23 protein-coding genes and 1 pseudogene are annotated in these 22,021 nt (G+C 51.1%); 5 read left to right on the top strand and 19 right to left on the bottom strand.

Going from position 1 to position 22,021, the window contains the following annotated elements; all coding sequences use genetic code 11:
- Positions 1-39 precede the first annotated feature (39 nt).
- Positions 40-759, top strand: a complete 720-nt coding sequence (locus IPK30_03500) for a phosphatase PAP2 family protein (GenBank protein MBK8102361.1) — start codon at positions 40-42, stop codon at positions 757-759.
- On the opposite strand, the gene ubiB is transcribed toward IPK30_03500, so the two are convergent.
- The 3 genes from ubiB to ubiE are packed head-to-tail and all read right to left on the bottom strand — an operon-like array spanning position 756 to position 3,780.
- Positions 756-2,381: a ubiquinone biosynthesis regulatory protein kinase UbiB gene (gene ubiB, locus IPK30_03505; GenBank protein MBK8102362.1), complete on the bottom strand. Its 1,626-nt coding sequence runs from the start codon at positions 2,379-2,381 to the stop codon at positions 756-758. The two genes, IPK30_03500 and ubiB, sit on opposite strands and share 4 nt — an antisense overlap.
- 2 nt (positions 2,382-2,383) lie before the next feature.
- Positions 2,384-3,028 (bottom strand): SCP2 sterol-binding domain-containing protein, encoded by a 645-nt coding sequence (locus IPK30_03510; GenBank protein MBK8102363.1) that lies wholly within the window; start codon positions 3,026-3,028, stop codon positions 2,384-2,386.
- Complete coding sequence (ubiE, locus tag IPK30_03515; GenBank protein MBK8102364.1) at positions 3,028-3,780, bottom strand: bifunctional demethylmenaquinone methyltransferase/2-methoxy-6-polyprenyl-1,4-benzoquinol methylase UbiE; 753 nt, start codon at positions 3,778-3,780, stop codon at positions 3,028-3,030. Before ubiE ends, IPK30_03510 begins: the two co-directional genes overlap by 1 nt.
- A gap of 130 nt (positions 3,781-3,910) precedes the next feature.
- Here ubiE and IPK30_03520 point away from each other — a divergent pair, with 130 nt between their 5' ends.
- Both IPK30_03520 and IPK30_03525 read left to right on the top strand, forming a co-directional pair.
- Positions 3,911-4,222, top strand: coding sequence for a hypothetical protein (locus tag IPK30_03520; GenBank protein MBK8102365.1), 312 nt, complete (start codon positions 3,911-3,913; stop codon positions 4,220-4,222).
- Between the two features lie 167 nt (positions 4,223-4,389).
- Positions 4,390-5,268 carry a cytochrome P450 gene (locus IPK30_03525; protein MBK8102366.1) on the top strand — a complete coding sequence of 293 codons (879 nt, stop codon included), beginning with the start codon at positions 4,390-4,392 and terminating at the stop codon, positions 5,266-5,268.
- Here the strand turns inward: IPK30_03525 and IPK30_03530 are convergent.
- The 6 genes from IPK30_03530 to IPK30_03555 are packed head-to-tail and all read right to left on the bottom strand — an operon-like array spanning position 5,242 to position 9,687.
- A complete protein-coding gene (locus IPK30_03530; GenBank protein MBK8102367.1) occupies positions 5,242-6,162 on the bottom strand; it encodes a hypothetical protein in 921 nt (306 codons plus the stop codon). The two genes, IPK30_03525 and IPK30_03530, sit on opposite strands and share 27 nt — an antisense overlap.
- Positions 6,102-6,743, bottom strand: a complete 642-nt coding sequence (locus tag IPK30_03535) for a glycosyltransferase family 39 protein (GenBank protein MBK8102368.1) — start codon at positions 6,741-6,743, stop codon at positions 6,102-6,104. The genes IPK30_03530 and IPK30_03535 overlap by 61 nt, the downstream gene beginning before the upstream one ends.
- Complete coding sequence (locus tag IPK30_03540) at positions 6,740-7,438, bottom strand: polyprenol monophosphomannose synthase (protein ID MBK8102369.1); 699 nt, start codon at positions 7,436-7,438, stop codon at positions 6,740-6,742. The genes IPK30_03535 and IPK30_03540 overlap by 4 nt, the downstream gene beginning before the upstream one ends.
- Positions 7,439-7,450: 12 nt before the next feature.
- The gene (locus IPK30_03545) at positions 7,451-8,485 is read right to left on the bottom strand and encodes an acyltransferase family protein (protein ID MBK8102370.1); all 1,035 of its coding nucleotides are present in this window, start codon (positions 8,483-8,485) and stop codon (positions 7,451-7,453) included.
- Positions 8,486-8,488: 3 nt separating this feature from the next.
- Positions 8,489-9,349, bottom strand: a complete 861-nt coding sequence (locus IPK30_03550; GenBank protein ID MBK8102371.1) for a YicC family protein — start codon at positions 9,347-9,349, stop codon at positions 8,489-8,491.
- A gap of 2 nt (positions 9,350-9,351) precedes the next feature.
- The gene (locus IPK30_03555) at positions 9,352-9,687 is read right to left on the bottom strand and encodes a virulence factor (GenBank protein ID MBK8102372.1); all 336 of its coding nucleotides are present in this window, start codon (positions 9,685-9,687) and stop codon (positions 9,352-9,354) included.
- Between the two features lie 101 nt (positions 9,688-9,788).
- On the opposite strand from IPK30_03555, the gene IPK30_03560 reads away from it, so the two are divergent.
- Positions 9,789-10,001 carry a hypothetical protein gene (locus tag IPK30_03560; protein ID MBK8102373.1) on the top strand — a complete coding sequence of 71 codons (213 nt, stop codon included), beginning with the start codon at positions 9,789-9,791 and terminating at the stop codon, positions 9,999-10,001.
- Between the two features lie 63 nt (positions 10,002-10,064).
- On the opposite strand, the gene IPK30_03565 is transcribed toward IPK30_03560, so the two are convergent.
- The 9 genes and pseudogenes from IPK30_03565 to IPK30_03605 form a co-directional block, all read right to left on the bottom strand.
- Positions 10,065-10,859, bottom strand: a complete 795-nt coding sequence (locus IPK30_03565; GenBank protein MBK8102374.1) for a glucose 1-dehydrogenase — start codon at positions 10,857-10,859, stop codon at positions 10,065-10,067.
- A 38-nt stretch (positions 10,860-10,897) separates the two neighbouring features.
- A complete protein-coding gene (gene purU, locus IPK30_03570) occupies positions 10,898-11,755 on the bottom strand; it encodes a formyltetrahydrofolate deformylase (GenBank protein MBK8102375.1) in 858 nt (285 codons plus the stop codon).
- A gap of 82 nt (positions 11,756-11,837) precedes the next feature.
- Positions 11,838-12,578, bottom strand: coding sequence for a hypothetical protein (locus IPK30_03575; protein ID MBK8102376.1), 741 nt, complete (start codon positions 12,576-12,578; stop codon positions 11,838-11,840).
- A 2-nt stretch (positions 12,579-12,580) separates the two neighbouring features.
- The gene (locus IPK30_03580; protein ID MBK8102377.1) at positions 12,581-13,615 is read right to left on the bottom strand and encodes an acyltransferase; all 1,035 of its coding nucleotides are present in this window, start codon (positions 13,613-13,615) and stop codon (positions 12,581-12,583) included.
- Between the two features lie 34 nt (positions 13,616-13,649).
- The gene (locus IPK30_03585) at positions 13,650-14,603 is read right to left on the bottom strand and encodes a methylenetetrahydrofolate reductase (GenBank protein ID MBK8102378.1); all 954 of its coding nucleotides are present in this window, start codon (positions 14,601-14,603) and stop codon (positions 13,650-13,652) included.
- Positions 14,604-14,606: 3 nt separating this feature from the next.
- Complete coding sequence (locus IPK30_03590) at positions 14,607-15,050, bottom strand: methylenetetrahydrofolate reductase C-terminal domain-containing protein (protein MBK8102379.1); 444 nt, start codon at positions 15,048-15,050, stop codon at positions 14,607-14,609.
- Between the two features lie 75 nt (positions 15,051-15,125).
- The gene (locus IPK30_03595) at positions 15,126-16,178 is read right to left on the bottom strand and encodes a 2-oxoacid:ferredoxin oxidoreductase subunit beta (protein MBK8102380.1); all 1,053 of its coding nucleotides are present in this window, start codon (positions 16,176-16,178) and stop codon (positions 15,126-15,128) included.
- A gap of 10 nt (positions 16,179-16,188) precedes the next feature.
- Positions 16,189-18,116 (bottom strand): annotated as a pseudogene (locus IPK30_03600) (2-oxoacid:acceptor oxidoreductase subunit alpha).
- Positions 18,041-19,840, bottom strand: a complete 1,800-nt coding sequence (locus IPK30_03605) for an FAD-dependent oxidoreductase (protein ID MBK8102381.1) — start codon at positions 19,838-19,840, stop codon at positions 18,041-18,043. The pseudogene IPK30_03600 and the gene IPK30_03605 overlap by 76 nt, the downstream one beginning before the upstream one ends.
- Before the next feature lie 216 nt (positions 19,841-20,056).
- On the opposite strand from IPK30_03605, the gene IPK30_03610 reads away from it, so the two are divergent.
- Positions 20,057-20,812, top strand: a complete 756-nt coding sequence (locus tag IPK30_03610; protein MBK8102382.1) for an adenosylcobinamide-GDP ribazoletransferase — start codon at positions 20,057-20,059, stop codon at positions 20,810-20,812.
- On the opposite strand, the gene IPK30_03615 is transcribed toward IPK30_03610, so the two are convergent.
- Positions 20,809-21,969: a methylated-DNA--[protein]-cysteine S-methyltransferase gene (locus IPK30_03615; protein ID MBK8102383.1), complete on the bottom strand. Its 1,161-nt coding sequence runs from the start codon at positions 21,967-21,969 to the stop codon at positions 20,809-20,811. The genes IPK30_03610 and IPK30_03615 overlap by 4 nt on opposite strands.
- Positions 21,970-22,021 lie beyond the last annotated feature (52 nt).

A 22,021-nucleotide genomic window follows, 5' to 3' on the forward strand; every position in this document is an offset into this window, starting at 1 on the left:
GGCAGTTTTAACAGATACAACTCTCAAGGAATTGGATTCATGACAGCACAGCACTGGCGCGGTTTTATTATTTGTCAGCTACTTGGTCTCGGCCTACTCGTCAGTTGGTTGTTTCCTGCCACACGCGGCTTGTGGGATGCCGCCGACAAAGCAGTTTTCTACGCGCTGAATGGCAGCTTGAACCCTGCGCCCTCTCTGTGGGGCGAGTTCTGGGCACTGCTTAACTTTCGCCTGATGGATCTGCTACCGCTATTTGCACTATTGCCTTTTTTGCTGGTGCCCGATGTGCTCATCCCACGCACACAGCGCGCGGCCACCTGCATACATTTGGCGTTGATTCTGGTCTGCATGTTAGTCATACGCGTTGTGTTCAAAGAAATCACCGAAGCGCTGAATTGGCGCGCCTATAGCCCAACACGCACCCTACAACCCGCATACTTTTTGAGCGAGATGTATCCCTATCTCCACCCGAAAGATGCCTCCAGCAATAGCTTCCCTGGCGACCACTCCGCAGTCTTAATGATCGTCACTAGCTTTTTGTTATTGCAGCGCTTCAATCGCTGGAGCGTGTATTTTTTGTTGGTATTTTTCTTGTTTGCTATTCCACGCATGTTCTCTGGCGCGCATTGGATGACCGATGTTGTGGTTGGCGGCACTTTGATCGCCACACAATCCATGGCTTACGGCTATTTCACGCCGTGGCCAAAGCGGTGGGCAGAGCGACTAGCCCAGCGTTGGGTGCCAGCACGCTGGCGCTAATTTGCCCACCACAACACAGCGAGCGCCAATAGCGCCGCTTGCCACAGAGGTACTGCTGCACCGCTCTGCTGCCACAGCAAGCCTGCCACTAACAAGCCCGCAATAGCCACACGGTTGCGACGGCGGCTCTGCAGCTGGCGCTGCTCCAACTGCACCATTTGCTGCGCGGTGGATTGAATCGCCGGCACCACTTGCTCAAAACGGCGAATTTGCTCGGCCGCATCAAACAGCAATTCCGGCACTTCCGGCATTTTTTCCAACCAACTCGGTCCGTGGCGGCGCAATTCCGCCAACACATTTTTGGGGTGGTAGCGGTTCTGCATCCAGCGTTCGAGAAAAGGCATGGCCGTCTGCCACAAATCCAATTGCGGGTAGAGCTGTCGCCCCAGACCTTCAATATTGAGCAGGGTTTTTTGCAGCAGCACCAGTGAAGGCTGCACTGTCATATCAAAGCGGCGCGCAGTTTGAAACAAGCTGACCAAAATCTGCCCGAATGAAATTTCGCTGATCGGTTTTTCAAAAATTGGCTCACACACGGTGCGGATTGCCGCTTCAAAATCAGCCGCGCGCGTTTGCGCTGGCACCCAGCCGCACTCGATATGCAACTGCGCCACTTGTTGATAATCGCGATGAAAAATTGCCAACAAATTACGCGCCAGATAATACTGATCTTCGCGCGACAGCGAGCCAACGATTGCGCAATCCACTGCAATGTACTGAGGGCGCAGCGGGTGCTCGCGCGACACAAAAATATTGCCAGGATGCATATCGGCATGAAAAAAATTGTGATCAAACACCTGCGTAAAAAAGATTTCCACGCCGCGATGCGCCAGCAACTTCATGTCTGTGCCCTGCGCTTGCAGCGCCGCAAGATCGGTGACGGGGATACCGTGGATGCGCTCCATCACCATCACCTGCGGACGGCAGTAATCCCAATACACTTTGGGCAAATACAACAATGGCGATTGCTCAAAGTTACGGCGCAGTTGCGCGGCATTGGCGGCTTCGCGCTGTAAGTTCAATTCGTCGAGTATGGTGTGACGATAATCTTGCACCACTTCCACGGGGCGCAGACGGCGACCGTCCGGCACAAAACGCTCAACTTGTTTCGCAATCACATCCATCAGTGCCAAATCTTTTTCGATGGTACGAGCGATGCTGGGGCGTATCACCTTCACCACCACTTCTTCACCCGATGGTAGCACCGCGCTGTGCACTTGCGCTACGGAGGCTGAAGCTAAAGGTTCGCGTTCAAATGAGAAAAAAACTTCGCTAACTTTTTTACCAAAAGCCATTTCGACAATAGCAACCAACGCATCACTGTTAAAAGGCGGCACGCGATCTTGCAAGCGATCCAATTCGCTCACCATATCGTCTGGCACTAAATCCGGACGCGTAGACAACAACTGACCAAACTTCACAAACACGGGGCCTAAAGCCTCTAACGCCATGCGCAAACGCGCGCCGCGCGATAAATCTGCTGCACAGCGCGGCAAACAACGCAGCGGCGAAAATCGCAATAAACCGCGCAACCACAGCGGCAAGGGCAGCGCGAGTAAATCGCTGTCCAAGCGATAAAAAGTTAATACCCGCAAAATAGCCCACAGTCGCAATACCGCCATGTTTACTCCTCGCGCTGCTTGCGCTGTTGCAACACAGCGATGCCCGCTTGCAAACGATCCATGCGCAATTGCACATCGTCCACCTCGCGACAAAAACTCGCCACTTCATGTCGACTCGGAACCGTGGCACTTTCAAATTGCAAAAACTCGCTCATCAAACGCTCGGCTTCGCGGCGTGCGCCGGTAAACCACACGCCTGCTTTGCGCGCAGCGCGCCCCAGCTGATGCGCCACCACATCGCCCGTGCGCTCGGCGAGCAATGCCTCCCAATCAATCTCTAATTGCGCGGCAATGTTTTGCAATTTTTGCAACAACATGCTGTCGCCCGTCAACGCCACACCGCTCTGCGCTAAAGCCGTGGCTTGATGGCGTGCGCGCCACAGCGCAAACAAACCACTCGCTGAACCGGACAGCGTGGCATCGGCCGCACCTTCAAACAAAGACCACAACTCAATGTGCTGATCGAGAAACAAAACATACACGGAATGCGAAGGCAGCGTGCACACAATATGCAGCACCGAGCCATCCAAACTTTGCAGCGCTTTTTGCGTAGCGGGATCTAAAGCGAGACTGGCATTCACTGCGCGCTCCAGCGCCAATAACGCGCCTGCCTTCACGGTTGCACCGCCACTCCACGCAGATGCCATCAGGGTTTTACTCCGCGATGCAATGCCACCACGCCGCCGGTCATATTGTAAAAATCACACTCAGCAAAACCGGCTTCCTGCATCATACTTTTTAAGGTTTCTTGATCGGGATGCATGCGTATGGATTCCGCGAGATAACGATAACTGTCGGCATCGTTGGTGACTAATTTTCCAATCAGCGGCATCGCGCGAAAGGAATAAGTGTCGTAGGCTTTTGCCAACAGCGGATTGCCCGGCTTAGAAAACTCCAACACCAATAAACGCCCACCCGGTTTCAACACGCGCAACATCGAGCGCAGGGCTTTGTCTTTATCGGTGACATTGCGCAAACCGAAAGCAATCGTGATGCAATCAAAAGTGTTGTCAGGAAACGGCAGACACTCGGCATTGGCCTGCGCAAATTGCACATTGCCCACCGCACCGCGATCTATCAAACGGTCGCGCCCCACACTCAGCATCGAGGCGTTGATGTCGGCCAATACCACCTGCCCGTCCGCGCCGACCAAGCGCGAAAACTTGTAGGCGAGATCGCCCGTGCCGCCGGCAATATCCAGCACTTTATGGCCTGCACGCACGCCGGACACTTCGATGGTGAAGCGCTTCCACAGGCGATGCACGCCGCCCGACAGCAAATCGTTCATCAAGTCATAGCGCGAGGCGACCGAGTGAAAAACCTCAGCCACTTTGTGCTGCTTTTCAGCCACTGGCACTTGTTGGTAGCCGAAGTGGGTGGTGTTCTGCGGATCCGTCATGGCGCGCTCTGCAAAGTGATCGGCGGGGCATTTTACATGGGCTTTCCGCGCCTTGCCCCGCACTGCATCAAAGCGCAACGAACGCGGTCAGTTATCATGCAGCACAGAGCCACGTTCACAGAGCAAAACCATGCCCACACCACCTATCGCAACGGATTACACGCAAGCGCCCACCAACCAGCAACTCGATCACATCCAAGGTGAATATGGGCTGCCGTTTGTCGGCAAAACTATCGCCATGTTTGCCGATCCCATCAACACCTTTCACCAGCACTACCTGAAATTCGGCGCTGTAAGCCGCGTGTCGATCACTGGACAAAAAGTCGTGCTACTGCTCGGCCCGCAATACCTGCAAACCATTTTGCTCGACACGGAACGCAACTTTTCCGTCAAAAAAGGCTGGGATTTATTCATGGGCGATTTTTTGCCGGCGGCCTCTTGATGCGCGACTTTGAAGAGCACCGCATCCACCGCCGCATCATGCAAACCGCTTTCAAATCAGAAAACATGCGCGAGTACAGCGCAACCATCACGCGCATTGTGCAGCAGGCTGTTGCACGCTGGCAGCAATAAGAAAACATTGACTTCTACATCGAAACCAAAAAATTATTGCTCAGTATCGCTTTTGAAGTGTTTTGCAAAGTAGACGCCGAAGACAGCGACGAAGACAACATCAACAAAGCTTTTGTTGATTTGATGGAAGGTTCTATGGGCATGATCCGTAAAGATTGGCCCGGCTTGTTGTATCGACGCGGCATGAACGGCAGACGCTATCTCGCCGCGTATTTCAAAAAACTGGTGCAGAAAAAACGCGCTGGCAATGACAACGATATCTTCAGCCACTTTTGCCGCGAAAAAAATGAAGACGGCGAATATTTTTCCGAGACAGAAATTGCCGAACACATGATTTTTCTGATGTTGGCCGCACACGACACCACCACCAGCGCCATCACCATGGCCGGCTACTATCTCGCCAACGACCTGCATTTGCAGGACCGCATACAACAGCAAATGCCTTATCCATTGACCTACGACGACATGATGGAGCGCACTCCTTTACTCGATCAGGTATTTAGCGAAACCCTGCGCCTGCATCCGCCGGTGAGCAATATTTTTCGCCGCACCGTGCGCGAATGCACTATCGATGGCGTTCGCATTCCTGCGCACACCATGGTGTCTGCGCCTGTGCATTACATCCAACAAATGAGCGAGTGGTGGACGCGCGCGCAAACATTCTGGCCAGAGCGCTTTTCCGAGCAAATTGCGGAACACAAAAAACACCCGTTTATGTGGTCGCCGTTTGGCGGCGGCGCACACAAATGTATAGGCATGCACTTTGCCGAACTGTTATTCAAAACCACCTTTGCGGAATTGATACACAGCTGCCGTTTTAACTTTCAACACAAAAATTACTTCCCTGCAAAATTGCAGCATTTTCCGTTTGCCAAACCCTGCGATGATTTACCGCTGCACCTCAGCGGGCGGTGATGCGGGCTTAATATCGTAGCGCTGCAAAGTTCTATCACCGTAATGCCAGTCGTAAGCAAGCACTCCGCCTTGCTGCAACAACAAATTTCGTATCGCCGGTATTTGTGTGCGCTGCAAACGAATATCGGAAGCTTTGTTTTGTTCATCTAGAATCAACCACACACGCGGCGCTTTGCGCGTCAGCATCTGCAGGCGCGACCAATCGGGCGCGGGCTCCACGCCACCACCCGCACGATACGGCCCAGCAGCGTATTCTTGCGGGCGCGGTAGCTGTCTAGATGGATCTATCTTGTCTAAGTAATAATCTACTGGCAAACGCAAAAAACTGGGATAAACCAAAATCAAATCATCCGTATTCATCTGCCATACCAATTGCTGCGCAACAGGTTTCCACCAAAACCGCATCGGCATAGTGTCTGCGTATACACGCCACGCTTCATAGGTAGACGCCAGCAACACCACAGCCAATAACACCATACGCAACCACCACCATACAGCACACAGGGCCACAGCCAATACCAAACAATAAATTGGCACTAACGGCGTAAAAAAACGATACACAAAAAGAGGCTGTCCGATAAAACTTTCCGCCAGCACCGCCAATACCGCCAGCACCAAACCCGCCGCCATGCCGACAAACACACTGCGCCACCGTAAATATTCTTTTTTCCACTGCAACACACAAGCTACCGCGCAAGAAATCAACATGGCTCGCATAGCTAATTCTTGTTTCAAGCCACTAGATCCTGACAACATCCACAGCGTGCTGTAAATCGTCTGCCAAGATGGAATATTTGCCCAGCTAATTTGAGCTGCGCCGTCCGATGGGCGCGTCAAAATAATTGGCAAAGAAAAAACACAAACATCAAGAAGGCGTAACTCAAAGAGCGCCATGGCTGATTTAACCTGTCTCGCCACAACATCGCGAATACCAACACAGCCGGAACGAATAGGGAGAAATAGTGCGCCCAGACTCCGAGTCCTGCTACCGCGCCTACAACCAACCAATCGCGCTGCCGCCGACTCTGCCATGCCACAGCCCAACACCACAGCACCAAACACGACATCAGCAACGCCAAGGAATAGCCTCGACAAGTTCGGGCGTGTTCCAACACCAACATGTGTGTGACATAAAACAGCACTGCGACATTGGCAACAGAACTGTTTGTCAGCCGCTTTGCCGCTGCATGCAAAGGAATCAGTGACAGCAACACCAATAACACCGACGAGCTGCGCAGATAAAACTCACTGCCATCGCCAAACGGCTGCCACAACCACAAAAACAGATAGTGCAGCAGCATATTGTTTTCTTGTGTGCGTACCATTTGCACAATGCTGTCAAAGCTGCGTGACATCACCACGCTAAAGATCTCATCAAACCACAAGCCGTAGTAATCAAGAAAGGGCAGCAGCACTAACAATAAAAACACAGCCGCTGCAAAAACTCCCCAATATTCAGCTAGCCAGTGTCTCATCCTGCATTCCTTCTTAATCGCCACAGTGCGTGTAAAAATGCAAGAACAGGTTTTATGCCAAATTTGCTGCGGCCGCGCTGACGCGCCACAAAACAGTAACCAACATCCTCACACTGCAAAGTAGACTTGGCAGACAAAATATCAAGCAATAACTTAAATCCAGCTGGCTGCAGCCGCACACGCACCTCTTGCCACACCGCACGCCGCAATAGAAAAAATCCACTCAAAGGATCGCTTGTTTTCGATTGCAAATAATGTCGCACATAACGGGTGGCATTCCGCGATAAAACCAGTCGCAACTTGCTCCAACCTTGCACAGTACCGCCCGCTACATAGCGCGATGCCACCACCACATCCAACGCACTGCATTGTGCCGTCTGCAACAATGCAGGCACCGCGCTAGGATCGTGCTGCAAATCTGCATCCATAGCCAACACAAACTCACCGCGTGCCGCATCAAAACCATCGGCCAATGCACACGACAAATCGCGCACTCCGCTGCGCTGCAACACACGCACCGCCGGATACACGCAGTCTTGCACCACTTCTACTGTGCCGTCTGGAGACTGATCATCCACCACAAGAATTTCATAACGCCCCGCCAAGAACGACAAGGTCTGCGTTAACTGCTGCAACAACAGCGCAATATTTTCACGCTCGTTGTATGTAGGAATGATGACTGACAGCAGGATCATGATGAAGATTTCTTAGCGCGGCAAAGGCAGCAACAACAGCGACAATATACGACTGCGCCGCACCACCTCAACCAACGCCAGTGAAAAGACCATTCCTATCACAAACATACACACTGTCTGCCAGTCACCACTATTGGGCAACCATGCCTCTAGCACGCGATATATCCAGCGCAGCACTAACAAATGCAACAACAGCACCAACAAAAAATACCGTCCAAGGTAAGAAAACAAATCTGCTGTGAGCTTCCAGCGCGCCAAACCCGCCGCACCCACGATGGCAACATACAATCCCGCCGCCATCAACACAGCAACGCCAACGGGCTGCTTAACCATACGACGATTGATATCAAAAAAAGCACCGCCATAAATTATTGCTATCACCACCAACACGGCGACAGCCCAAGGCACCAAATAAAATCTGCAATGCTGCACGCATTCAGACAACACATAACCAGCCAGCAAACACGCCACCGTAATCGGCAACACATCCGCACTAAACGGCAACCCAGGCCAGTGCGTTGTAGCTGCAAACCAATATCGCCACACATCACCCACAGGCAATGGCTGTCGCCAGACCCAATCGATGGTATACAAACCCACCATCAGGAAAGCAATTACTAGCAACACACAAATTTTTGGCTTTTCCGCACAGCGAACATCTTTCAATAAAATTCTAGCAACGATACAACACAAGAATATATGCGGCAAAAACCATAATGGCACTAACACAATCGTCGACCCAGTACCGTACAGCAACCCAGCCAAATAATAAGACCAATCAAAGTTTCCGTAGAAAGCATGCCACGCCCCCCACGCCAACAACACAACAAAATAGGGCTTCAACAGCGCATCCAGCAGACGCATAACCGCCTGCCGCCACGGCCTATCTACTTTTATAAAAACACCAGAAAGAAAAAGATAAAGCGGCGTGGTGAGATGTGTCAGGAGCAGCAGAGCGCCTTCTTGATACCGAAAGGCCAGCGTGTGGCCGAGCACCACAAAAACACCAGCAATTCCTTTTGCCACATCGACCGTACGATTACGCATCCGCTACTCAATGTTTTGTATCTGTTCGCGCATTTGTTCGATTAATACTTTCATTTCAACCGCCGCTTGCGTCGTGGTTGTGCTGATCGACTTAGATGACAGTGTATTCGCTTCACGATTCAGTTCCTGCATCATGAAATCCAATTTGCGGCCAGCTGTTTCCTTCCCACTCACGATACGCTCCACTTCTTTGATATGCGTATCCAATCTATCCAGCTCCTCATCCACATCACAGCGTTGCGCCAAGTGCACCAACTCTTGTTCAACGCGATCTTGGTTAATCTCACCTGTCAGTTCAGATAAACGATCGCGTAGTTTTTGTTTTTGTGCTGCCAAAATTTCTGGCAACGCCATACGCACAACCGCTGCCTGTTCGCGTAATTTTTGCAAGCGATCGCGAATCACCAACACCAAGGCAGCGCCTTCGCGTGCTCGCACGTCTTGCAATTCTTTTACTGCTTCTGCAAAAAGCGACAGCGCCACCTCGGACAACACTTCGCGCTCCACACTGTTCTCACACAACACACCAGGGCGAAATAAAAAATCCACTGCGCTCATCGGCGCGGGATTCTTCAGCTGCGCTTGAATGCTGTCGGCCGCTTGCACATAGCGTTGCACTAATTCGGCATCCACTGAAATAGCATCGCGGTTGACCGTTGCTTGAAACTGCAAGCTGCAATCCACTTTGCCGCGCTGCAATTGTTTGCGCAAACCATCGCGCAAATCTGCCTCTAAAAAACGAAAGGAATCCGGCAACCGAAACCCCGGCTCTAAATAGCGGTGATTGACGGAGCGGATCTCCCACACCAGCGTCCCCCAACTCTCTACACGCTCTTTGCGCGCAAATGCCGTCATGCTGTGCATGGCTATTCTCCAGCCTCAGCTTCCACCGACGACTGCCCTGCTGCATCAATACCGGCTTTATCGCGCTGTTCCCACAACCATTCACGCGGGTATTGCGCCACCAACTCATCCACTATCTGTTGCGCCAACACTTTAGGTTCGCCTTCGCGCTCAAATTTATCGATACGAAAACCGGCTGCATAATCCTCTGCACTCACCGCCCCGGTCTTAGTGGCAACAGAGTCCACCGTCACCATGTAAATTTTAGGCAACTCTGCACCCGCCCGATTACCACGACCCTCTTTTACCTGCACGGAGCAGGGAATTTCACGCCAATAAGTCACTTTTACTTCAGCCATTTTTTGCCTCCACAGCAACACGGGATCTTCACGATTAAAGGGCTATTCTGCCACAATACGCTTGTTGAATTGGGCAGCCTAAGCCATCTCGGAGTGACATCATGGCCAAACGCAAAAAAAACACCGAAGAATCCTATGAAAATGCAGACGGCTTCCAAATTGAAGACATGGAAGGCAATGCCGTTGATGATGGATTACTGGAAGACGAAGAAGACAGCTTTTGGAGCGATGACGAGGAAGAAGAAAAAGAGGAAGATGATTTTTTTAGTTCAGTCGCCGAGGAAAACAACTGGGAAGAAGGTTATGACTATTAACCTGTAAACAATGTATACAAAAAAGCAGGCGCGAGGCCTGCTTTTTTATTTCTCGCCATTCGATCAGTGTATGCCTTGATCTTTGAATTTCTTGCCCAACGATTCTCCACCGTCGATGATCATGTTTTGACCGATCACAAACTCAGAATCTGCCGAAGCAAAAAACAACACGCCGCGCGCAATATCTAAAGGGTAACCTGGACGGTTCATCGGCAGTGTTGCCCCCATGCCTTCACCCACTTTTTTGGTGGTTTCCGCATCCAAGCCAATGGCATTGCCTACCAGCGGCGTATAAACACCACCGGGTGACACGCAATTGACGCGAATATTTTGCTCCGCCAATTCCAAAGCAAAAGTTTTTGACAGCTGCAACACCGCCGCTTTTGCTGATTGATAAATATGTGGACCATAACCTGGCGTGGTTGCCGAAATACTCGCTGTATTGATGATAGAACCACCGTGACCTTGCTTGCGCATTTGTATCGCAGCGTATTTGCAGCCCAAGAAAACAGAGCGCACTAGCAACGCAAAAGTAAAATCAAAATCTTTGGTAGAGATTTCTTCCACTGTGCCGCGCGCGCCGAATGCACCGGCATTGTTGTGCAAAATATCCAGCTGACTAAACTCTGCCACGGCAAAGTCGATCATCGCTTTCACACTGTCTTCACTGGTGACATCGCATTTAAAAAAACGCGTGTTAGCGCCCAACTCAGCCACCACCGCCTTGCCGCCTTCTTCATTCATATCGGCGACAACCACTTTCGCGCCGTGCTGCAACAACAACTCCGCCGTGCCGCGACCAATACCGCTGGCCGCACCCGTCACAATCGCTACTTTTCCATCCAGTCTTGTACTCATAAACACCTCTCGTTGGTTATTAAAATTTGTTTAGCTCATTAAAAAACAATCGTACGGCGACCGTACACAATGATGCGATCATCCAAATGCGCACGCACCGCTTGCGCCAAAGTCACGCGCTCAATATCGCGTCCTTTGCGCACCAAATCGTCGATTGTATCTTCATGCGAGCTACCTTCCACGCCTTGCGCAATGATTGGGCCTTCATCTAAATCGGCGGTGGCGTAGTGCGCCGTAGCACCCACCAACTTCACACCGCGCTCAAAAGCTTGATGATAGGGTTTCGCACCTTTGAAAGCCGGTAATGTCGAGTGGTGAATATTGATAATACGATTAGGAAATTGCGCAATCATTTCATCAGACAGCACCTGCATGTAGCGCGCCATCACCACCAAATCAATATCGTATTCTTTTAACAGAGCAATTTCTTTGTCTTCCTGCTCGCGTTTATTTTCTTTGGTGATAGGAAAGACAAAGTAAGGAATCTTGAAAACATCCGCAAAGTAACGCAGGTCTTCATGATTGGAAACAATGAGCGGGATATCACAATTCAACTCACCCACTTTATGGCGCAACAACAAGTCGTAAATACAGTGCTCGTATTTCGATACAAAAATAGCCACGCGCTTCTTGTTGTCCGCAAAAAACAACTGCCAATCCATATCATGCTTCGCGCATTCTGCGGCAAGCTGCGCTCTAAAATCATCACGACTGACGGAGAGCCCAGACACATCAAAATACACACGGTGAAAAAAAATATTGTGCTCTTCGTCCGTGTGCTGATTGGCATCCAAAATATTGATGTTGTTGCGCAGCAACAAATTAGCAATAGCGGCATTCAAGCCTTTGCGATCGGGGCAGCGTAGTAACAACGTGGCAGTGTTAGGTCGGTTCATCGACAACTTCTCCGTAGGTCGAGGGTTGATTTTAGGCAAAGACAGACTGCTGCGACATGCGCAATCCGCTTATCCATACAACTTAGGCATCTGCACCGCGAAACGGCGCTTTGCGCATGGAACAATTCTTGAGATCACACAGGCGGCAGGGTTCAATTTCAGGCGCATTTTTTGCTCCTGGATTTAAGCCCACCATACCGAGCAAAGATTTCTGTGGGCGCATCATAATGCCGTCGCTCATGGTGATGGGCAGTCCCTCCACCCCTTCAAAAAAGCGAAACAGAATAGCCTGATCGCCGAAATGCCAACCGGTATAGCCAGGACCAACACGCAGCGTCGTGCCATAACCGCGTTGCTGCGCCTCAGCGGACACCTGATCGGTGAGGGCTTTCCTGGCTTCCACCACCATCGCCGAACCGACCGCATCCATGGCCAGCGCCTGCCCCAGCTTACCTTCATCCATCAAGCGTTTGGATTCCAGTGTGGCGGCATTGCCCGCACTGGCCAACAGAATTACTACTGACTCGGCGTGACGCAAAATTTTTGGCAGCTGTTCACTGTGCAACACCAATTGCTCTACACCGTACTTGAGATGAATTTTATCGTTTTCGATACCACACAACGGAACCTCAATTGCTGCCGCCCACGGCTCCGCAAATTCGTGTGCGCGCGCTATTTGTTCGTCAGTAATTTTCAACACCGGCTTGCGTGCTTTTTCTGGATCGCTGTAACCCATGAAATTGAGCACGCTGTTACGATCCAGTTTGTAGCGATAATTTTCTAAGCGATTGACGCATTGCGCCTCCGCTGAATGACTTGCCATATTCACGCCGCCTCCCCTATAGCCCGCCGCAGAGCAAGCTGAGGCCAATACTCAAGCAATCGCCAAGAAGCGATAGATACCAACAATGTCAGAATCAGCGTGATCACCACATACCACCCCAAGAAATTCGGCGATCCTGCAAAAAAATACTTTGCCAAAACAACGCCCGCATAAGCACAGGGCATATGACATAGATACAAGGAGTAGGAAATCGTACCAGCGGCATGCAGCAATTGATTATTGCCAATGTTTTTTATATTAACCGCCCCGAGAACAATTAATAACGCGGGGACTCCCCACCAAAAAGCTCTCTGCGGTATTAGCACCTCATCATCTAGATAATATGTAACCCCCAACAAAAGCCCACAGCCAACCAGAAATATCGCAACAGCCGCACTTTGAGACAGTCTTTCTTTATCTACAAAAAAATATGCGATCAACATACCTGCTACAAACTCTAGCAATATTGCCTGCGTGTAAAATTTTACATACCGATTTTCAACATCAAACCACACCGGGACTAACGCCAAAAACACAAAAACCACCACAATAGGCCACACACGCACAGCCGCATCCCAGCGCCACAATGCCACCATAAATATCACATAGAAAAACATCTCTAAAGTCAGCGTCCAGCCAACAAATAAAAGAGGAAAGCCTGGCTTGATGAATAACAGACTTTTTAGCAGCATGGCCAAATTGGTTGAATTCTGCTGATCACTAAACCAATGCTGCGTATCCGCGAAGTACACCAATACGGTAAAAAACCAATACGCTGGAACGATGCGCACCATGCGCTTCAACATGAAAATGACTGCTTCTTTTCCGCCAGCCGCCGCGCTGCGGGTGATGTATACAATGATGAAACTACTGATAATAAAAAATATATCCACACCCCAGAAACCGTTGAACTCAGGCAACACGGCTGGCAACTCTGGCGCCACACTGTGTTGCATGCTAGCGATGTGAGCAATGACAACCGCCAGCGCCGCAATACCGCGTAAATACTGAATAGCATCAATGCGCGCTGTTCTCATCTCACTCTCACTGTGATGTACAGTTGACTGATTGTTAAGCGGCAATGCCTTCTGGCGGCAACAGGCCCAATTCTCCCAAAAGGTACGGCACATTTTCTGTCCATGCCAAGGGGTAAATATGAAACCCTGCAATGGGATAGCGCTCTTTCAATGTGCGCATGGTTTCCAATGAAAAATCTAGCGCCTCTTGTTTTTGATCTTCTGCCTCACGGATGCGTTTTTCAACATGCGGCGGCACCCAGATCCCCGGCACATGCTGCATCATAAACGCGAGACCTTTGTGTGATCGCGGCGGCAAAATACCAGGAAGAATAGCAACTTTTTTTGTCACACCTTCGCGCTCTAGCGCCTTCCACCATTTATCAAAAGCCTCTAAATCGTACACCGGCTGTGTCTGCAAAAAATCCACACCGGCAGCCGCTTTTTTTGCCATAACGCGCGCGAGATGCTCCGGTTTATTACCCGCAGGATTCGCCGCGCCGCCGATACACCACTGCATTTTGAACGGATCTTCTTTTGCGCTGTCGGCAATCGCACCGCCGCCGTAAGATTTGCCTACTTTACGCAATTGATTGACCATCATGATCGCGTTAGTGGAATCCATGTCATACACCGGCTTTGACATCGGATGATCACCGAAAGTTACATAATCACCGGTCAAGCACAAAATATTGCGAATACCATGTGCGTAAGCAGAAATTAAATCCGCTTGCATTCCTAATTTGGAACGGTCGCGGCAAGTCATTTGCATCACCGGTTCCAAACCTTGTTGCTTCACATAAATCGCCGTGCCGATGGATGACATGCGCAGAGTAGCAGACGGCATATCGAGCACATTGATTGCATCCACACCACGACGATAATGCGCGAGGTGTTTATCCAACCGCGACAAATCCGGCACTTTGGGTGGCGACAATTCTGCGGTCACCACAAACTCACCGTTTTTGATTTTTTTATACAGATTGCTGGTTTCGTTGAGTGAGGTCATGAGTTACGCCTTGCTGTTGGCGACAAGAGAAACAAGCTGTGCGTCTGGCACAGGATGCGGCGACAAAATGCCGCCATCACTATCCGTTTTCCCTTCCAAAATACTGCCGACAGCCGAAGTGCCAACCAAGGACCAATCCACGGCTGGCTGAATGCGCACAATTTTTTCGCTCATATCGAACACTTGCATCGCGTTCATATCCGCACGCTCGTGAATTTTTGTCCACACGCAATCGCGATCGGGAAAAACTTCGCATTTGCCAAACATCGAACCGCCACAAGGGCCGTTGCGCATTTGCTTCGGGCAAGTTTGCGGGCAGACCAACGAAGTAGAGCGCAGCACACACTGCCCGCAACTGTGGCAGCCAAATACTCGCTTTTTGAACCATTCTTCAAAGCCGAACAGCACTCGATAGAGGCGGCTTCGCGTCCAGACACGATTAAACATGCAACTTACTCACACGAAAGAAACTTACTCGCGAGTAAGTTTGAGAGAAAACCCTTATGCCGTCAAGGCTTTCGCTTAACGAAAGCTAGCGTTAATAAGGTCCAGCATCGCCCCACCTGGACACAGATCTTTCTCCACCATGGTGTTGAGTGGTCTAGTGCTGGTGTGCAGGAAGTCGTGGGTTTCTTCTGCTTCAGGGTCGATGTACAGCAAGCCAGTGAGAATTTCACCCTCGTGCAGTGCTTTCATCTGTGCCGCCAAAGCTGCGTTGCGGTCGCGTGGGTCGTGGTCGCTGCCGGTTTTCTGCAAACGAACCACCGAGCCATCATGCAGGGTCACTTCCTGTGTGGTGCCTTCCAAATAGCTGGTCACAATTTCTTCGTGCATAGGCACAAAATCCACGGCGCCCGTGGCTTCCAAATGCTCACGCACATACTCGTAACTTTTGGTAGAACCTTTGTGGTTATTGAAAGTCACGCAAGGCGAAATAACATCAATAAACGCAAAGCCATTGTGCGACATTGCCGCCTTCAGCAGGGGCACCAATTGCTCTTTGTCGCCGGAGAAACTGCGCGCCACAAAAGTTGCACCCAATTTCAGCGCCAAACTCACCAAATCCATCGGTTGATATTGGTTAGCGCTGCCTTTTTTATTCATGGAACCGACATCCGCTGTGGCGGAATCCTGACCTTTTGTCAGACCGTAACAGCCGTTGTTTTCGACGATATACACCATGTTCAACGCGCGGCGCGTAACATGCGCAAACTGCCCCATACCAATTGATGCGGTATCACCATCGCCAGACACGCCGATGTACAGCAAATCGCGGTTCGCCAAATTCGCGCCTGTAGCAATCGACGGCATGCGACCGTGCACCGAGTTAAAACCGTGCGACTGACCGAGAAAATAAGTAGGTGTTTTCGATGAGCAACCAATGCCTGACAATTTTGCTACGCGGTGCGGCTCAATAGACAACTCGTAGCACGCGCGCACAATCGCCGCTGAAACAGAATCATGTCCGCAACCGGCACACAGTGTCGACAAAGAACCTTCGTAATCGCGCAAGGTGTAACCCAAGCTATTGGGGCTAGCGGATGGGTGCTGAAACCGGCTACGCACATAAGTCATGGCAATTCACCTAGACGCTTTTGTGAAGTGGAATAACGGGGGCTAGCTGCAAGTAATTCTGTATCTTGCTGCGAATAAATTCTGCAGTGATAGGCATGCCATCAAAATTGAGCACAGAAACCATTTGTTGCGGCGACACATCGTTTTCGGCCATCAGCAGCGTGCGTAACTGTGCATCGCGATTCTGTTCGACAACAAATACTTTGTCGTGGCGCGCAATAAAATCATCCACTGTCTTATTAAACGGAAACGCACGAATGCGCAGGGCGTTCAATTGCACGCCATCTTCTGCCAACAAATCCAGTGCTTCCATTGTCGGCGCGGCAGAGGTGCCGAAGAAAATCACGCCATAACGCGCGCTTGCTTGCTCCGAAAACTGTTCTGGCGCTGGCACATACTGTTTTGCCGTTTCAAATTTGTGCAGCAGGCGATTCATGTTTTCTACATATTTATCGCCGTCTTCTGTATAGACAGCGTAAGTATCGCGCGAAGTGCCGCGCGTGAAAAACGCGCCTTTGGATGGATGCGTGCCGGGAATGGTGCGGTAGCAAATACCATCGCCATCCACATCCAAATAACGGCCAAATTTTTCAATTTTATCGAGTTGCTCGGCATTGAGCACTTTGCCGCGCTGATAAGTACGCGCATCGTCCCACACCAACGGTGGCGACATGTAATCGTTCATACCTAAATCGAGATCGGTCAACATGATGATCGGTGTTTGTAGCTGCTCTGCCAAATCAAAGGCATCAGCCGTCATGTCAAAACACTCTTTCGGCGTCGACGGGAACAGCAGCACATGCTTGGTATCGCCGTGTGACGCATACGCCGCCGCAAGAATGTCAGACTGCTGTGTGCGTGTCGGCATACCGGTAGACGGCCCTGCACGCTGCACATCAATCAACACCGTCGGAATTTCGGCAAAATAGGCCAAACCGAGGAATTCGCTCATCAACGATACGCCTGGGCCGGAGGTTGCCGTAAACGAACGCGCACCATTCCAGTTAGCGCCGATCACCATCCCTATCGCGGCCAGTTCATCTTCCGCCTGCATAATGGCAAAGTTTTTTTCACCGGTATCAGGATCTACACGCAAACGCTTGGCATATTTTTCGTAGGCATCCACAACGGAAGTGCTAGGCGTAATCGGATACCACGCCACTACCGTCGCACCACCATAAACTGCACCGAGACCGCAAGCCGTGTTGCCATCAACCAAGATGCGATCACCCACGCTGTCACAGCGTTTTAAACGCACACCTAACGGGCAAGTGAAATGTTCGTTGGCATACTGAAAACCCAATTCCAAGGCGCGCACATTAGGCGCAATCAATTTTTCTTTACCTTTGAACTGATCGCCAATCAAACCGGTCAGCACATTGAATTCAATATCCAGCAACGCAGCCAATGCACCAATATAAATAATATTTTGAACAACTGCCGTTGACGCGCATCGGTGTACTCGCGCATGGACAATTCCATCAGCGGAATCGGCAGAATATGAATATCACTGCGCACCAATTTTTTATCAAGCGGCTTGGTGGAGTCGTAAATAAAATAACCACCAGGCGTGACATCGTGGAAATCACGCTCTATCGACTGCGGATTGACCGCCACCATCACATCACAACCACCACCGCGACGACCGGTGTAACCTTTTTCCGAGACACGCACTTCATACCAAGTGGGCAAGCCCTGAATATTGGATGGAAAAATATTGCGCGGGCTAACAGGAATGCCCATGCGAAAAACAGCTTTCACCAACAAGGCATTGGCACTGGAAGAACCCGTGCCATTGACATTGGCAAATTTGATTACACAGTCATTGATTGTTTCAAGTTTTTTCACGACCACACCTCGGCTTAAGCCGCACACGACTCGCCAGAACCGCGCTGGCCAGCCTTCGTGACACTGTAAAGATATTTCTGCATATCCCATGCTGAGGTTGGGCAGCGTTCAGCACACAAACCACAGTGCAAACAAACATCTTCGTCCTTCACCATCACACGCCCAGTGCTCAAGCCGTCTGCGATATATAAAGCCTGCTCGTGATTCACCGCGGGCGCACTCAAATGTTCGCGCAAGGTTTCTTCATTTTCCTGCGGATGAGTAAAAGTGATGCAGCGCGTGGGGCAAATATCGACGCAGGCATCACACTCAATACACTTGCTCGATGTAAACACCGTCTGTACATCACAGTTCAAACAGCGCTGTGTTTCTTCGTAACCGACTGCGCGATCAAAGCCCAACTCCACTTCCAACATGCGATCAGACAGCGCTTTTTCTGTCGGCGCATGTGGCACAGCGTGGCGCAATTCATGCGAAACCACACTGTCGTAGCTCCACTCGTGGATACCCATTTTCTGACCGATCAAATTCGTGCCAGGCGCGGGGCGATTTTGCACATCGCCGCCTTGGCAGAACAAATCAATCGAAATCGCCGCCTGATGACCTTGTGCGACCGCCGTGATGACATTCTTTGGACCGAACGCGGCATCACCACCGAAAAACACTTTCGGGTTACTTGCTTGATAGGTAACCGCATCCAACACTGGCATGCCCCATTTATCAAACGCCACACCGCTCTCCGCTTCTATCCACGGAAAGGCGTTTTCTTGGCCGACCGCCATCAACACATCGTCGCATTCAAAAAACACGAACTCGCCAGAAGACTTCATCACGCGCTTGCCATCGGCATCATGAGAAACTTCTACTTTTTCAAAATTCATGCCCGCCAATTTACCGTCTTTAACGACATATTCTTTCGGCACATGATTGTTAAAAAATGGAATACCTTCGTGTTGTGCGTCTTCAATTTCCCACGGTGAAGCTTTCATGTCTTCAAAGGGGCTGCGCACCACAATTCTTACATCTTCACCACCGAGACGACGCGCCGTACGACAGCAATCCATCGCGGTGTTGCCGCCGCCGATGACCAATACACGCTTGCCAACTTTAGTGGTATGACCGAATGCAACGCTGGCTAAAAAATTAATACCAATCTGAATATTGGCATCCGCTTCTTCGCGACCGGGCAACTTCAAATCGCGACCGCGCGGCGCACCAGTGCCGACAAACACCGCGTCATAATTTTTTGCCAGCACGCTGTTCAAACTATCGACATGCGTGTTGTAGTGCGTCACCACACCCATGTCAGTAATGAAATTAACTTCTTGATCCAACACTTCCGCTGGCAAGCGGAAAGATGGAATCTGGCTGCGCATAAAACCGCCGCCCGACGATTGGTTATCGTACAAATCGATCTCGTAACCCAGCGGCATTAAATCGCGCGCCACTGTCAGAGAAGCAGGACCGCCGCCGATCAAAGCAATTTTTTTGCCATTTTTCTGCTGCGGGATTTTCGGCATCATCGCCAACACATCGCCTTTGTTATCGGCGGCAACGCGCTTCAAGCGGCAAATAGCAACAGGCTTGTCTTCCACGCGACCGCGACGACACGCTGGCTCGCAAGGGCGGTCACAGGTGCGACCGAGCACACCTGGAAAAACATTCGACTCCCAGTTGACCATGTACGCTTCCGCATAGCGCTCTTGCGCGATTAGACGGATGTACTCAGGCACAGGCGTATGCGACGGGCAGGCGTACTGACAATCGACGACTTTGTGGAAATATTCTGGATCTTGGATATTGGTAGATTTCACCGCGGGCTCCCCGGCAGCAGAACTGCAGTTGGCGCGGCATTCTACAGTAAACTGCCCGCGTTTTGTGTCCGCTATTTGGCGAAATTTCCGTAAATTTACCGATCAAAATCGCAGTATTTTGCTAGAGGAGGCACCATCACAGTGCTTCCTGCAAAAACCCGCACAAGCACAGTGCATCAACAGCAGATTTTACAAAAAACCACCGGATAGACCGCAATGACTCCTCGACAATACTGGCAACAATTTCTCATGGCGACGATGTTTCTCACGCGTCTACCCATTGCCCGCTGGGTGCAGCACGACGCGGCGCTTCAGCTCGGCATGGCACGCTGGTTTCCCGCCGTGGGCTGGCTGGTGGGCGGGCTTGCCGCCCTGCTGCTGTGGCTGTGCTCCAACCTCTTGCCTTGGGTGCCGGCCGCTATCCTCGCAACCGCTCTCGCTATTTTGCTCACCGGCGCCTTCCACGAGGATGGTTTTGCCGATATGTGCGATGCCTTTGGTGGCGGCTGGGAGAAGGAACAGGTGCTGCGCATCATGAAAGACTCCCGCCTCGGCACCTATGGCACGCTGGGCTTGGGGCTGATGCTATCCAGTAAAATCAGTCTGTTATGTAGCTTGCCGCTGACCAATGCTCTGTGCGCCTTGATAGCAGGCCATGTTCTCAGTCGCACCGCTGCGACATCGCTACTGCTGGACCTCCCCTATGTACGCGACACAGAGGACGGTATAGCCAAAACCCCTCCCGCTGAATTTACCCTCACTTCGCTGTGGTTTACCGTTGCCACTGCCGCACTCGCACTGTTGCTACTCCCTATGCGCGCGTGGCTACCGTTGCTGCTCGGCTTGCTCGCCCTGCGCTATTGGGCAGCGTGGTATTACCGCAAACGCATTGGCGGCTACACCGGCGATTGTTTGGGCGGCGCACAGCAGCTCGCCGAACTCTGGGTATTGATGGTTATCGTCGCACTCTAAGCGTTATCCAACAGCCGCCACAGATACAAGGACGCAATACTGCGATACGGCCGCCACGCCTCGCCGTACTGCACCATGGCTTTTGCCAGCGGCAAACCATCTAATTCATACAACTGTGCTACTGCTTTGCGAATACCGTAGTCATCGACAGGAAAAATATCAGCGCGACCCAAATCAAAAATCAAATACATTTCCACGGACCAGCGCCCTATGCCTTTGATGGCGGTAAAACAGCGCACCAGTTGTTCATCGCTCATTGCCTTCGCTTCTGCCAGCGAAGGCAGCTCTCCACGCAGAGCGTGCTGTGCCAAATCTTTCAAATACGCCACCTTCATGCCAGACAAACCTGCACCGCGCAGCGTGGCATCCGGCAAAGACAACAATGTTTTTGCGCAGGGTTTTCCGCGTTTAGACACCAGTTGATTAACGCGCTCAAAAATCGTCGTCGCCACTTTGGTGGAAAGTTGTTGACTGACGATTGCCTGAATAAAGACATCCAAAGGCTCAGCATTGTGCTGCGGTTGAAAAGCAAACTCTCCCACCTGTTTGTGCAACTGGCGAAATTGTTTGTCTTGCAACAAAAACCGCACGCCAGATTGCCACTGCGCGGCACTCGCCATCAATTGCGGTTTTTCAACGCTCACACCTTCGCAATGTAATAACATTTTCTTGGCATCCAGACCGCCTTGCGCAGAAAAACCACCCAATTTTCCTGATGCAGCAATGATGCGATGGCAGGGAATAATCAGCGGCACAGGGTTTTTCCCCAGCGCCGTTCCCACCGCGCGCACGGCTCCCGGTTTTTTAATGCGCCGCGCCAACTCGGCATAGCTGACCACTTCGCCTGCAGGAATGCGCCGCGCCGCGTCATACACAGCGTGCATAAACGGTGAGGCTTTTTCGATAAAAACAGGAATCGCAGAAAAATCTTGTGATTTACCTTTGAGATGCACAGCAATTTGTCGAATCAGCCGCGCAATCCATGCCGGCATTTTTTGAGCGGGTTCGCGCTGCGCTGTCACAAGCTGCAATTCTTTTTGCATGCGCGCTATCGTTGTCTCCGGCAACAAAAAATGCGTTACGCCTCGCTCACACCACGCAATACCGCAAAACGCATTTGCAACAGGGAAGATTGCCCACGCTTGCTGTGTATCCATTACCATTCTGCCTTCCTCAACACTTCTTCTACAGAAGACATGCTACGCCAAG

The organism is Cellvibrionales bacterium, from assembly GCA_016713115.1.
Taxonomy (GTDB): Bacteria; Pseudomonadota; Gammaproteobacteria; order Pseudomonadales; family UBA7239; genus UBA7239.

Bases quoted from the DNA above. Each gene is read 5' to 3' on its own strand.
- IPK30_03595 (MBK8102380.1), bottom strand. From the start codon at position 16,178: ATGACTTATGTGCGTAGCCGGTTTCAGCACCCATCCGCTAGCCCCAAT.
- IPK30_03545 (MBK8102370.1), bottom strand. From the start codon at position 8,485: ATGCGTAATCGTACGGTCGATGTGGCAAAAGGAATTGCTGGTGTTTTT.
- IPK30_03510 (MBK8102363.1), bottom strand. From the start codon at position 3,028: ATGGCATCTGCGTGGAGTGGCGGTGCAACCGTGAAGGCAGGCGCGTTA.
- IPK30_03555 (MBK8102372.1), bottom strand. From the start codon at position 9,687: ATGGCTGAAGTAAAAGTGACTTATTGGCGTGAAATTCCCTGCTCCGTG.
- purU (MBK8102375.1), bottom strand. From the start codon at position 11,755: ATGAACCGACCTAACACTGCCACGTTGTTACTACGCTGCCCCGATCGC.
- IPK30_03560 (MBK8102373.1), top strand. From the start codon at position 9,789: ATGGCCAAACGCAAAAAAAACACCGAAGAATCCTATGAAAATGCAGAC.
- ubiB (MBK8102362.1), bottom strand. From the start codon at position 2,381: ATGGCGGTATTGCGACTGTGGGCTATTTTGCGGGTATTAACTTTTTAT.
- IPK30_03530 (MBK8102367.1), bottom strand. From the start codon at position 6,162: ATGGCGCTCTTTGAGTTACGCCTTCTTGATGTTTGTGTTTTTTCTTTG.
- IPK30_03500 (MBK8102361.1), top strand. From the start codon at position 40: ATGACAGCACAGCACTGGCGCGGTTTTATTATTTGTCAGCTACTTGGT.
- IPK30_03535 (MBK8102368.1), bottom strand. From the start codon at position 6,743: ATGAGACACTGGCTAGCTGAATATTGGGGAGTTTTTGCAGCGGCTGTG.
- IPK30_03615 (MBK8102383.1), bottom strand. From the start codon at position 21,969: ATGGATACACAGCAAGCGTGGGCAATCTTCCCTGTTGCAAATGCGTTT.
- IPK30_03550 (MBK8102371.1), bottom strand. From the start codon at position 9,349: ATGCACAGCATGACGGCATTTGCGCGCAAAGAGCGTGTAGAGAGTTGG.
- IPK30_03590 (MBK8102379.1), bottom strand. From the start codon at position 15,050: ATGTTTAATCGTGTCTGGACGCGAAGCCGCCTCTATCGAGTGCTGTTC.
- ubiE (MBK8102364.1), bottom strand. From the start codon at position 3,780: ATGACGGATCCGCAGAACACCACCCACTTCGGCTACCAACAAGTGCCA.
- IPK30_03565 (MBK8102374.1), bottom strand. From the start codon at position 10,859: ATGAGTACAAGACTGGATGGAAAAGTAGCGATTGTGACGGGTGCGGCC.
- IPK30_03520 (MBK8102365.1), top strand. From the start codon at position 3,911: ATGCCCACACCACCTATCGCAACGGATTACACGCAAGCGCCCACCAAC.
- IPK30_03580 (MBK8102377.1), bottom strand. From the start codon at position 13,615: ATGAGAACAGCGCGCATTGATGCTATTCAGTATTTACGCGGTATTGCG.
- IPK30_03540 (MBK8102369.1), bottom strand. From the start codon at position 7,438: ATGATCCTGCTGTCAGTCATCATTCCTACATACAACGAGCGTGAAAAT.
- IPK30_03610 (MBK8102382.1), top strand. From the start codon at position 20,057: ATGACTCCTCGACAATACTGGCAACAATTTCTCATGGCGACGATGTTT.
- IPK30_03575 (MBK8102376.1), bottom strand. From the start codon at position 12,578: ATGGCAAGTCATTCAGCGGAGGCGCAATGCGTCAATCGCTTAGAAAAT.
- IPK30_03585 (MBK8102378.1), bottom strand. From the start codon at position 14,603: ATGACCTCACTCAACGAAACCAGCAATCTGTATAAAAAAATCAAAAAC.